Annotated in this window: 11 protein-coding genes; all 11 read left to right on the forward strand. The window is 46.2% G+C overall.

Annotated elements, in window-relative coordinates:
* Nucleotides 1-20: 20 nt before the first annotated feature.
* The 11 genes from ACETMN_RS11940 (at nt 21) to ACETMN_RS11990 (ending at nt 12,049) form a co-directional block, all read left to right on the forward strand.
* Nucleotides 21-155 carry a hypothetical protein gene (locus ACETMN_RS11940; protein ID WP_256719971.1) on the forward strand — a complete coding sequence of 45 codons (135 nt, stop codon included), beginning with the start codon at nt 21-23 and terminating at the stop codon, nt 153-155.
* A complete protein-coding gene (gene rpsO, locus ACETMN_RS11945) occupies nt 133-402 on the forward strand; it encodes a 30S ribosomal protein S15 (RefSeq protein ID WP_036609297.1) in 270 nt (89 codons plus the stop codon). Before ACETMN_RS11940 ends, rpsO begins: the two co-directional genes overlap by 23 nt.
* Nucleotides 403-661: 259 nt before the next feature.
* Nucleotides 662-2,764, forward strand: coding sequence for a polyribonucleotide nucleotidyltransferase (gene pnp, locus ACETMN_RS11950; RefSeq protein ID WP_091017255.1), 2,103 nt, complete (start codon nt 662-664; stop codon nt 2,762-2,764).
* A 175-nt stretch (nt 2,765-2,939) separates the two neighbouring features.
* Nucleotides 2,940-3,935: a polysaccharide deacetylase family protein gene (locus ACETMN_RS11955; RefSeq protein ID WP_091017253.1), complete on the forward strand. Its 996-nt coding sequence runs from the start codon at nt 2,940-2,942 to the stop codon at nt 3,933-3,935.
* Nucleotides 3,936-4,034: 99 nt separating this feature from the next.
* Nucleotides 4,035-5,318: a M16 family metallopeptidase gene (locus ACETMN_RS11960; protein ID WP_091017251.1), complete on the forward strand. Its 1,284-nt coding sequence runs from the start codon at nt 4,035-4,037 to the stop codon at nt 5,316-5,318.
* On the forward strand, nt 5,278-5,724 hold the full coding sequence (gene dut / locus ACETMN_RS11965; RefSeq protein ID WP_017689132.1) for a dUTP diphosphatase: 447 nt from the start codon (nt 5,278-5,280) through the stop codon (nt 5,722-5,724). Before ACETMN_RS11960 ends, dut begins: the two co-directional genes overlap by 41 nt.
* Nucleotides 5,725-5,881: 157 nt before the next feature.
* The gene (gene dpsA / locus ACETMN_RS11970) at nt 5,882-6,781 is read left to right on the forward strand and encodes a dipicolinate synthase subunit DpsA (protein ID WP_076208873.1); all 900 of its coding nucleotides are present in this window, start codon (nt 5,882-5,884) and stop codon (nt 6,779-6,781) included.
* Nucleotides 6,778-7,374 (forward strand): dipicolinate synthase subunit B, encoded by a 597-nt coding sequence (locus tag ACETMN_RS11975; protein WP_062833836.1) that lies wholly within the window; start codon nt 6,778-6,780, stop codon nt 7,372-7,374. The genes dpsA and ACETMN_RS11975 overlap by 4 nt, the downstream gene beginning before the upstream one ends.
* A 376-nt stretch (nt 7,375-7,750) precedes the next feature.
* Nucleotides 7,751-8,968, forward strand: a complete 1,218-nt coding sequence (dapG, locus tag ACETMN_RS11980) for an aspartate kinase (protein ID WP_017689129.1) — start codon at nt 7,751-7,753, stop codon at nt 8,966-8,968.
* Between the two features lie 47 nt (nt 8,969-9,015).
* Entirely contained in the window at nt 9,016-9,894 is an 879-nt protein-coding gene (dapA, locus tag ACETMN_RS11985) for a 4-hydroxy-tetrahydrodipicolinate synthase (protein WP_091017250.1), read from the forward strand.
* 475 nt (nt 9,895-10,369) lie between these two features.
* Entirely contained in the window at nt 10,370-12,049 is a 1,680-nt protein-coding gene (locus ACETMN_RS11990) for a ribonuclease J (protein WP_076208870.1), read from the forward strand.
* Nucleotides 12,050-12,243: the final 194 nt, after the last annotated feature.

The following is a 12,243-nucleotide window of genomic DNA, read 5'->3' on the forward strand; positions in this document are numbered from 1 at the left end:
TTTACTTTAACTAGGCAATTATGATATACTGTACTACGTTGTCGATTGAGACAACATTAACCTTGGCTTGGTTGCTTGCTCTCACCGGCGGTGACGAGGCTAATGGCGATTATATTGAAGGAGGTGAACAGGATGGCATTGACTCAAGAACGTAAACAACAACTGATCGACGAGCACAAAACTCACGAGTCCGATACAGGATCTCCAGAGGTGCAAGTTGCTATCCTTACGGAAAACATCACAAGTTTGACAAACCACTTGCGTACGCATAAGAAAGACCACCACTCACGTCGTGGACTTTTGAAAATGGTAGGTCAACGTCGTAAGCTTTTGGCTTATGTGAAAAACAAAGATGTTAAACGTTACAGCGCACTGATCGAAAAACTCGGATTGCGTCGTTAATTATCGTACATGTTTTCAAAATCAACCTGGCTGTTATCCGTCATTCTTTTGTCTAAAAGGACAAGCGGAACTTACAGCCGGGTTGTTTTGTAGATGAACATGTTGCCATATATTTGTAGATGGGGCTCCGTGAGGAGCTTTTGTTGTGCAGGTTAGCATGTTGAAAGTTCCATACATAGCTAATGAATGCAGGACAAGCAGGAAATACTGTGAATATGCAGAATCCATTGAATTAGGAACGATTAAAAGGAGGGGTTTCATGGAACAGCGTGTTGAAATGCAGCTTGGTGGAAGAAAGCTTACGCTTGAGACCGGGCGTTTGGCCAAGCAGGCTAATGCTGCCGTTAAGGTAACATACGGGGATACCGTGGTATTGTGTACCGTGACAGCATCAAGTGAGCCGAAAGATCTGGACTTTTTCCCATTAACGGTGAACTATGAAGAAAGATTGTACGCCGTAGGTAAAATCCCGGGAGGATTTATTAAACGTGAAGGCAGACCGAGTGAGAAAGCGATTCTTTCAAGCCGTCTGACAGACCGTCCAATTCGTCCTTTGTTCCCGGAAGGCTTCCGGAATGATGTACAAGTTCTGAATATCGTTATGAGTGTGGATCAGGATTGCGAACCGCAGATCGCTGCAATGATTGGTACATCAGCAGCATTGAGCATTTCGGATGTTCCATTCAGCGGACCGATTGGTGGCGTGAAAGTGGGTCGTATTGATGGCGAGTTCATCATTAACCCAACGATTGCACAGCTTGAAGTCAGTGATATTGAACTGGTCGTTGCAGGAACCAAAAATGCCATCATGATGGTTGAGGCCGAAGCTAACGAAGTGCCGGAAGAAGTGATGCTCGAAGCAATCATGTTTGGACATGATGAGATCCAAAATATTATTGCTGTAATCGAACAACTTGTACAAGTTGCTGGAAAAGAAAAAATGGCTGTTAAGTTGCGTACCGTTAATGCTGAAGTTAACAGCAGTGTGCGTGAATTCGCGAGCGCTCGTCTGGTCGAAGCGGTTAAAATCGCCGAGAAGCATGCTCGTCAAGATGCAATCGATGTAGTGAATGACGAAACCGTTGCTCACTTTGAAGAGAAATATATTGAAAGTCCGGAATTGTTCAAAGACGTGAAGGAAGTTCTGCATGACATCGTCAAAGAAGAAGTCCGCCGTTTGATCACGCATGATAAAGTTCGTCCGGATGGACGTGGACTTGATGAAATTCGCCCAATTGAATGTGATACATCTCTGCTGCCACGTGCACATGGTACAGGACTGTTTACGCGCGGTCAAACGCAAGCACTTAGCGTTTGTACACTTGGTGCACTGGGTGATGTTCAGATTTTGGACGGAATCAGTCTTGAAGAAACGAAACGTTTCATGCATCACTATAACTTCCCACCATTCAGCGTAGGCGAAGCGCGTCCATTGCGTGCTCCGGGTCGTCGCGAAATCGGACATGGTGCACTGGGTGAGCGCGCTCTTTCCAAAGTGATCCCTTCCGAAACGGATTTCCCGTACACGATTCGTTTGGTATCTGAAGTTCTGGAATCCAACGGCTCATCATCTCAGGCAAGTATCTGTGCCAGCACTTTAGCTATGATGGATGCAGGTGTTCCAATCAAAGCTCCGGTTGCGGGTGTGGCTATGGGTCTGATCAAAGATGGTGACCATGTATCCATTCTGAGTGATATTCAGGGTATGGAAGATCACCTGGGTGACATGGACTTCAAGGTAGCAGGAACACCTGAAGGTGTAACCGCGATTCAAATGGACATTAAAATTGCTGGTATTAATCGTCAAATTTTGTCTGATGCATTGGCGCAAGCCAAAGAAGGTCGTATGCACATTTTGGGCAAAATGAACGAAATTTTGAAAACTCCACGTGAGCAGTTATCACAATATGCACCTAAAATTACAACGATGCATATCAATCCGGACAAAATCCGTGATGTGATCGGTGCAGGTGGTAAAATTATCAATAAAATCATCGAAGAAACCGGTGTTAAAATTGATATTGAACAGGATGGACGTGTCTTTATCGCTTCTTCCAACCAGGAGATGAATGATAAAGCCAAAGCGATCATCGAAGGTATTGTGCGCGAAGTATTGGTCGGCGAGATTTATGTCGGCAAAGTAAAACGCGTAGAGAAATTCGGTGCATTTGTTGAAGTACTTCCGAACAAAGAAGGTCTGGTACACATCTCGCAACTGTCAACTGAACGTGTTGCCAAAGTGGAAGATGTTGTAGCTATCGGTGATTCCATTACGGTAAAAGTAACGGAAATTGACCCACAAGGTCGAATCAACTTGTCCCGTAAAGCAGTTTTGACTGCTGAAGCTCCGGCTCAATCTTAGGAAACCGAAGCGACAGGTTATAAATGGATAGATTGAATGAAGAGACAGAATGTGAATTTCTGGCTCTTTTTTTAACGTTTAAATATGTATAGCAAGGATGAAACCATGGCTTAGCATTCATATTTTTGCCCTTGTCCTCATATGATGGGGACAAAGACGGCGGGAGGATGGAGCTGTGGGAAACCAATCCAAAAAGCTGGCGGCTGTTCTGGCGGGTGTGACTGCGGTCATATTGATCGGACAAGTTGGCAGTGTACGTACATACATTACGGAGATCCGTGATGGGCCAGGTACGCAAAATGCTTTTGACATGTTTAAGGAGGCAACGGGAGAAGATGCGCTGTTGTCTGCGATTCGGGATAAAGCGGCTGAAACGAAAATTGCTCCGGTGAATGCCAGAGTGGATCGGGTATGGAAAGCGATTCCTGGTTATAATGGCATGGAGATTGATGTGGAAGCGACATACCGTAAGGCGCTGAGTGGAACGTTGAATACCAAAATAGCGTATGTCTACCGTCAGATTGAGCCGGAGATTCAGCTTAAAGATTTGGGTGCACATCCGATCTATCGGGGCAATGCAAACAAACCGATGGTTTCTTTTATGATTAATGTGGCCTGGGGGAACGAGTACATTAAACCGATGCTGGATACGCTTGATGCCGAGAAAGTGAAGGCTACTTTTTTTCTGGATGGAAGTTGGTTAAGCAAAAACGTTGAACTGGCCAAAGAAATTCAGAAACGTGGGCATGAGATGTCCAACCATGCATATTCTCACCCTAATATGAGTCGATTGAGCGCTGAACGGGCCAAGCTGGAAATTAGCAAAACCCAGGATCTGCTCCATAAAACACTGGGTGTAGAGAATCGTTGGTTTGCTCCGCCTTCCGGTGACTTTAATCAGAAGACCGTTGACATTGCTTCATCCATGGGACTGCAAACCGTGTTATGGACAGTAGATACTGTGGATTGGCGTAAGCCAAGCCCGGATGCTGTTGTTGCCAAAATTGCTAAAAATACCGAGGCAGGCACGTTAATTCTAATGCACCCTACAGCTGCTTCTTCGGGAGCTTTAAAGGGCATGATTCAATCCATACGGGCCAAAGGTCTGGTGCTCGGAACAGTAAGTGAGACGCTGTCTTCGGAACGTGTAAATACCCCTGCGGTTGAGTGAACGTTATTTTTTTGTTAATATCAAACAGTTGGAACCAAATGTCGATTTCAATTTCAAGGTTGAGATCAAGGCAATTATAGAGATGTAGGAGGGCCAACCATGAAAAAAATTCAGCTGGGCAATGGCCTCAGAGTTGTCATGGAACAGATACCGACCTGCCGTTCTGTGTCTTTCGGAATATGGGTCAAGACAGGTTCGCGCAATGAGCAACCTGCAAGTAACGGAGTATCACATTTTATTGAACACATGTTATTCAAGGGAACAGATCGTTATGATGCCAAGGCGATTGCGGAGCAGTTCGATGCGATTGGCGGTAACGTGAATGCATTCACTTCCAAAGAATACACGTGTTATTATGCTAAAGTGTTGGATGAACATTTGCCGATTGCGGTTGATGTATTGTCTGATATGTTTTTCCGCTCCAAAATGGATGATGGTGAATTGATCAAGGAGAAAAACGTCATTCTGGAAGAAATCTCGATGTATGAAGATACGCCTGATGATATGGTTCATGATCTGATGGCCTTGGCCGCCTATGGTGAGCATCCACTCGCATACCCAATCCTGGGTACGGAAGAACGTCTCAAAGCGATGGATTCCAGTCATCTGCGTGCATATATGAAGCAGCACTACACGATTGAGAACACAGTCATTAGTATCGCGGGTAATATTGATGACAGTGTAATCGATCTGATGGAGAAACATTTTGGTGCTTTTGATGTAAATGGAGTAACGGAAGTAGTCACGATGCCAGCCTTCCAAAGCGGACAGCTCTTTCACAAAAAGAAAACGGAACAGAATCATATCTGTATCTCGTTCCCGGGCTGTAAAATCGGAGATCCCCTGCAATTCGCTATGGTTGTTCTGAATAACGCCATTGGTGGAGGCATGAGCTCCAGACTGTTCCAAGAAATTCGTGAGAAACGGGGTCTTGCGTACTCCGTGTATTCCTATCATAGTTCTCATGCGGACAGCGGACTGTTCACGATATACGCGGGTACAGCACCGAAACAGACCAAAGAAGTGCTTGATCTGACCAAAGAGGTTCTACGCGACTTGGCTGTAAACGGCTTGTCCGAAGATGAGCTTCGTAAAGGAAAAGAACAGCTGAAAGGTAGCTTGATTCTGAGTTTGGAAAGCACAGGCAGTCGTATGAATCGTCTGGGTAAAAACGAACTCATGTTGGGCAGACACCATACGCTGGATGAAATGATCACCAAAATTGAGCAAGTGACCATGGACGATATTAACGCGGTACTTGATCTGATGTTTGCTGAACCTTTTGCACTTGCTATGGTTGGCGCTTCAGATAAGACGATCGCTGGATTGAGAAGGGATGATTTTGTTGCATTACGTTCAAATACAGAAACTGCCGGGCAATGAAGATATTAAACTGCCTCAAAAAATGTCGGAGCTGGCATCCGGCTTTGATGTAGTAGCTGCACTTCAGGAAGATGTTGTATTGCAGCCGGGTCAGCGTACGCTGATTCCTACCGGACTTGCGATGGCAATGCCAGCTGGATTGGAAGCACAGATCCGTCCTCGGAGCGGACTGGCTTTCAAACATGGTATTACCTGCCTCAACACACCGGGGACCATTGATGCGGATTATCGCGGAGAAGTTAAAGTTCTGTTGATTAATCTGGGTCAGGAACCGTTCACGATTGTACGGGGAGAGCGCATCGCACAGATCGTCTTCCAGACCGTGCCTGCGGTTGAATTGACGGAAGTGAATGAACTATCGGAAACGGTACGTGGTGAAGGCGGATTCGGTCATACCGGGAAATAAGCAACGTAAATATACTCATTCTTTAGAGTCGTCCCTGACAGGGACGGCTCTTTTTTACATTCGAGAAACGGAAGGAGGAATGCAATTATTGTTTTCACCCCCCTGTGGGCCCCTGCATACGATAAGGCATACATGTGGTGAAAGGAGTGACGTCCCGATGCTGACCGGAGTCCGGATTGTAGTCCTGGGCGGAGATGCGCGGCAGCTTGAAGTCATTCAAAAGTGCGCTGAGCTGGATGCAACGGTAAGTGTAGTGGGTTTCGATAAAATAGAGCGTTCCATTCCAGGGATTGAGCACCAGGAACTGGAGGATGAAGTGTTTGCTTCCGCAGATGTACTGGTACTACCTGTCGTCGGTTGCGATGACCAGGGAAAAGTAAGTACTTCGTTCAGTGACACACCGATCTATTTGAAAAAGGAACATATTGCAGCATTACCTGAGCATTGTATTGTGTTCACAGGTATGGCAAAGCCGTTCTTGCGCGAACTTTGTCTTGAAAATGGGCTGCGACTTGTTGAAGTACTTGATCGTGATGATATTGCACTTTACAACTCTATTCCAACAGCTGAGGGAGCCATCGCCATAGCTATTCGGGAGACGGACTTCACAATCCATGGTTCGGAATGCATTGTGCTTGGCATTGGTCGAACAGGATTCACAATGGCCAAAACACTGCAGGGACTTGGAGCAAATGTACGGGTGGGAATCAGGCGGGAAGAGGATGCTGCCCGCGCTACAATAATGGGCTGGAAGCCTTTCATGACAACGGATTTGGCCGCTCAAACCGGGGAAGTTGACTTGCTTTTTAATACGATACCGACTATGATAATCACAGCACAAATCCTGTCCAGAATGCCGCAAAAGGCTGTCATTATCGACCTCGCATCCGCTCCTGGCGGCTGTGATTTCAGGTATGCCGACAAACGCGGTATCAAAGCGCTACTTGCGCCTGGCCTCCCCGGCATTGTTGCTCCCAAAACGGCTGGCGGCATTATTGCCGACGCGTTGATCCGTTTGCTTTTGGAAGAACAGAACGCACGGGAGGTTAAATCATGAACTGGCAGGGAAAAACGGTAGGTTATGCAATTACGGGTTCTCATTGTACGTTTGAAGAGGTTATGCCGGTAATTAGCCGCTTCGTAGCTGAAGGTGCCAACGTCATTCCGATTATTTCGAATTCGGTTCTGACGACGGATACACGCTTTGGTACGGCGCAAAATTGGCAAAAACAGTTGAAAGATATAACAGGTAATGATATCATTTCTACAATTGTTGAAGCGGAGCCACTAGGGCCTTCCAAGCTGCTTGATGTGCTGGTTATTGCTCCATGCACAGGGAATACAACAAGCAAGCTGGCTAATGCGATGACCGACAGTCCAGTGCTAATGGCAGCCAAAGCGCAGATGCGCAATCAGCGTCCGCTTGTGCTCGCGATTTCCACGAATGACGGTCTGGGCTTGAATGCTGCGAATATCGCCAAATTGCTCGTGGCTAAATACTTGTATTTTGTGCCATTTGGGCAAGACGATCCAGTGAAAAAACCAAACTCGTTAGTCGCCAAAATGGAATTGATTCCAGAGGCTTGCTGGAGTGCTCTTGAGGGCAAACAGTTGCAGCCGATGATTGTGGAGCGTTCTTCACAGGCTTGATGGAACAATGATTCGGTGACAACGTTTATGCGCTTGGAGAAATGAAGAAGGGTTCGAGAGACAAAGAAAATCATGGGGGACGATATGCTGGATTGAACAGCTACTATGTCCACGTTCCTGTCTATAAGGCATTCCTGCTTGCGGGCAGTACAGGTTAAGCAAGCGGGAGAGGTCTATTGTGAATGTATGCGTCATGACCTCGCTAACAACCGCAACCTTTGATTTGCGATTGTCCCAGACAATTACAAGAAAAAGGAGCGGCATGGAATGCCGTATAAAATGCTGAAATTATCGCATCAGAACGCTCCCTAGAGTGATCCATTTGTTGATTTGACCCGTGTCCAGTCTTCTTGCGTACACAAATGGAGGAATAAAGATGCGTATCATGGTACAGAAATTCGGAGGCACGTCTCTCTCCACTGTTCAGGCGAGAGAGCATGTGCTCCGTCACGTTAAACGTGAACTTGAAGCAGGATTGAGTCTGGTCATCGTTGTGTCTGCGATGGGACGCCGCGGCGAGCCATATGCGACTGATACGTTGCTGGACTGGGCTGCACAGAACGGAAACGCACTATCCGCACGCGAAAAGGATTTACTGCTGTGCTGTGGTGAAATCATATCTGCGACAACGTTGAGCAGTTTACTCGAACATGAAGGCATTCCAACTACAGTGCTGACCGGTGCACAAGCAGGTTTTGTGACGGACGACAATTTCGGGAATGCCCGGATATTGGATGTCCGTCCTGTTCGTGTGTTGGAGCAGCTTCAACTCGGCCGTGTCGTCGTTGTAACCGGATTCCAGGGGCAGACAGAGAACGGAGACTTCACAACACTGGGTCGTGGGGGAAGCGATACGTCTGCTACAGCTCTGGGTGCAGCATTACGTGCTGAAATGGTGGATATCTACACAGATGTGAACGGGATACTTACCGCTGATCCGCGAATTGTTGAGGATGCACGTCCACTGACTGTTGTGAGTTATGCAGAGATCTGTAACATGGCTCACCACGGGGCCAAGGTAATCCATCCACGTGCGGTTGAGATTGCGATGCAATCCCAGATTCCAGTACGGGTAAGATCTACTTTTGCAGACACGGAAGGAACGCTGGTTACGCATCCGGAAGGATTCCAGGATGTGCAGACAGGCATTGTTGACCGTTATGTAACAGGCATCGCCTACGTGAGCAATGTAACGCAAATTACGGTGGATGTGCCTGGTGGTGCAGATCGATTGCAACTAAAAGTGTTCAAAACCATGGCTGAGAATTCAATCAGCGTTGATTTTATTAATGTTACCCCCTCGGGAGTTGTCTATACGGTTTTTGACAGTGATTCCGAGAAAGCCATACAGGTATTGCAGGAGATAGGTCTCAAGCCACAAAGCCTGTCCGGTTGTGCCAAAGTGTCCGTCATTGGCGGAGGCATTAATGGTGTACCTGGAATCATGGCTCGAATCGTGGAGTCCTTGACACTGGCAGACATTCAGATCCTGCAATCGGCAGATTCGAATACAACGATCTGGGTACTCGTAAAAAAAGAAGATATGGTTCAGGCCCTGAGGGCACTTCACGCCTCATTCGAACTTCATTTGTAAATAACTGAAGTTAGAGGAGCCAAACCTGTTTTGAAGGAGGAATCGAATTGGACTTTGGAAGATTGATTACAGCAATGGTCACTCCGTTCAATGAACAAGGAGAGATTCATTGGGAGGAAACGGCACGTCTAATCGACTATCTAATTGTAGATCAAAAGTCGGAGACGCTTGTGGTTTCTGGAACAACAGGGGAGTCTCCAACACTTAGTGATACTGAGAAAGTTCAATTATTCGAATTTGCAGTGAAACATGCGGCCGGTCGGTGCAAAATTATAGCCGGAACGGGAAGCAATAACACGGCACATTCCATCCATTTGACACAGGAAGCTGAACGTGCCGGAGTGGATGGCATATTGTTGGTTGTTCCGTATTACAACAAACCTAGCCAAGAAGGTTTGTTCAAACATTTTGAAGCGATTGCAGGCTCCACCACGCTGCCAATTATGCTCTACAACGTGCCTGGGCGTACTGTAACCAGCCTGTCAGCAGAGACAACGCTTCGTCTTGCACAGATTCCTAACATCGTCGCTACGAAGGAATGTGCGTCTATGGAGCAGGTTACTTTGATTGCAGCAAGTGCTCCAGAAAATTTCAGAGTTTATTCCGGTGATGATGCTTCAGGCTTACCAGCGATTGCGGTTGGAGCACATGGAATTGTCAGCGTGGCCAGTCATGTCGTAGGGGCAGAAATGAAGAAAATGATTGACGCCTTCTATGGCGGAGCACCTCTTCAGGCTGCTCAGATTCATCAGCAGTTGTTCCCGGTGTTCAAAGGCCTGTTTGAGTGTCCACAGCCTCTACCAAACCCCGTAGCGGTGAAATATGCGCTGACATTGCGTGGTCTAGACGTTGGTTCCGTACGATTGCCACTTATTCCGCCAACGGAAGAGGAGCAGGTTTATATCAAAGGTTTGCTTAATTTGTAATCATTTTGGTTGTATATGGACTATTTTATTAATCATGGAAATATCCCTCAGATCAGCAAAAGAACCGCTCCTCTTCGTAGAGGCTGCGGTTCTTTTTTTACGAGTAATGTGAGGTTTCTTTTCCACTGCCAAGGGGAAACCTACAGGTTAACGAGAGAGTGACTTGTTTTTTTTGTTTTTAATCATGTATAATGATGTCAAGTGACTGGGTGCGGTATTTTTTTGAAATTGAAAGCGACATCGTTTCGTGGTGTAGCTTTGCGGTGAAAAAGGAAGGAACGGCTAAGAGGGAATTTCAACTCCAACATGTTGGTCAAAGGGAATAACTTCGAAGAACTTCTTCCAAATATCGTGAATAAAGGTGTTCTTTTGCATTCATCCCGATAGGTGGGTATGTGATGTATGGACTACTTTTCTTAACTTACAATAAATAATAAGGTACGACGTCCAACTACCATAGGAGGTTTAGATTCATTTGTCTAAGAAAAATAATAACGATAAACTGATGATTTTTGCTTTGGGCGGCGTAGGCGAGATTGGTAAAAATATGTACGTCATCCAATACGCCAACGACATTGTAGTCGTAGATGCTGGTCTTAAATTCCCGGAAGAAGATATGCTTGGTATTGATATTGTCATCCCTGACATTTCTTACCTGACTGAGAACCGTGACAAAGTAAGAGGAATCATCCTTACTCACGGACATGAGGATCACATTGGTGGTCTGCCATATGTTCTCAAACATCTGAATGTCCCTGTATACGGAACAAGACTTACGCTTGGACTTGTAGAAAACAAGTTGAAAGAAGCGAATTTGCTGGGTGAAACAAAACGTATTCTGATTGATGCTGATTCCGAGATCCAACTTGGATCTGTTCTGAAAGCATCCTTCTTCGCTACTAACCATAGTATTCCGGATTCTGTTGGTGTATGTGTCGAAACACCGGAAGGTGCAGTTGTTCACACAGGTGACTTCAAATTCGACCATACTCCAGTCAATGGTCAATATGCAGATCTTCAGCGTATGGCACAGATCGGAACAAATGGCGTGTTAGCGCTGTTGTCCGACAGTACGAACGCTGAAAAACCTGGATTCACACCATCGGAGAAAAATGTGGGTATCGTGCTGGAAGATATTTTCCGTAAAGCAAGTCAACGTGTTGTTGTAGCGACATTTGCTTCCAACGTACACCGTATCCAACAGGTGATCAATGCAGCAGAAGTGACTGGACGTAAAGTTGCAGTTATCGGACGCAGCATGGTGAATGTGGTTGGTATTGCTTCAGAACTGGGTTATCTTGAGATTCCGGATGGCATGATCATTGAACCTGAAGAAGTAGGCAAGATGGCAGCTGATCGTGTCGTGATTCTCTGCACAGGAAGTCAAGGAGAGCCAATGTCAGCACTGACACGTATGGCTCGTTCCACACACCGTAAAGTGGACATCCTGCCAGGTGACACCGTCATTATCGCAGCAACACCTGTTCCAGGTAATGAAAAATATGTAGGCCGTACGATTGATGAACTGTTCCGTCTGGGTGCTAACGTGCATTACAGCGGTGCTAACAGTGGCGTCCACGTATCTGGTCACGGTAGCCAGGAAGAGCTGAAACTGATGCTCAACCTGATGAAACCTAAATTCTTCTTGCCAATTCACGGTGAATTCCGTATGCAGCGTCGCCACGCGGTTCTTGCTGAATCTGTAGGGGTAGAACCTGAGAACATTTTCATCACGGATATCGGTGAAGTGATTGAAATTCAAGGTGGAGCAGCACGTAGAGCAGGTAAAGTTACTGCAGGTAATGTGTTGATCGACGGCCTGGGTGTAGGCGATGTGGGTAACATTGTACTTCGTGACCGCAAATTGTTGTCACAAGATGGTATCCTTGTTGTTGTGGTAACACTGAGCAAACAGGATGGAAAAATTGTTTCCGGTCCTGACATCATCTCTCGCGGATTTGTGTATGTACGTGAATCGGAAGGACTACTGGATGAGGCCAACCGGATCGTTAGCAGCACATTGCAGAAGTTAATGAGTGAGAACGTTAACGAGTGGGCTTCACTCAAAACAAATGTTAAAGATGCACTGGGACGCTTCCTGTATGAGCAAACTCGTCGTAGACCGATGATTCTGCCAATCATTATGGAAGTTTAAAATAAGCTAAACAAAAACATATATTCAGGCACACAGTCGCCCCTTCTCTACGAGTAATATTGGACGGTTCCTCGTAGAGAAGGGGCTTTTTTTGCGTTTTGAGGAAGATCTGCAATAGCGTCAATATGTGAAGCAATTTGATGTAGCGGGTATAAGGCGGTTGGAAAAATCCCCATACTAAGGAAATACATTAA

The sequence above is a fragment of the Paenibacillus sp. M2 genome, from assembly GCF_046713495.1.
GTDB classification, from domain to species: domain Bacteria; phylum Bacillota; class Bacilli; order Paenibacillales; family Paenibacillaceae; genus Paenibacillus; species Paenibacillus amylolyticus_B.

Bases quoted from the DNA above. Each gene is read 5' to 3' on its own strand.
- dapG (WP_017689129.1), top strand. From the start codon at position 7,751: ATGCGTATCATGGTACAGAAATTCGGAGGCACGTCTCTCTCCACTGTT.
- ACETMN_RS11975 (WP_062833836.1), top strand. From the start codon at position 6,778: ATGAACTGGCAGGGAAAAACGGTAGGTTATGCAATTACGGGTTCTCAT.
- pnp (WP_091017255.1), top strand. From the start codon at position 662: ATGGAACAGCGTGTTGAAATGCAGCTTGGTGGAAGAAAGCTTACGCTT.
- dpsA (WP_076208873.1), top strand. From the start codon at position 5,882: ATGCTGACCGGAGTCCGGATTGTAGTCCTGGGCGGAGATGCGCGGCAG.
- ACETMN_RS11940 (WP_256719971.1), top strand. From the start codon at position 21: ATGATATACTGTACTACGTTGTCGATTGAGACAACATTAACCTTGGCT.
- ACETMN_RS11960 (WP_091017251.1), top strand. From the start codon at position 4,035: ATGAAAAAAATTCAGCTGGGCAATGGCCTCAGAGTTGTCATGGAACAG.
- rpsO (WP_036609297.1), top strand. From the start codon at position 133: ATGGCATTGACTCAAGAACGTAAACAACAACTGATCGACGAGCACAAA.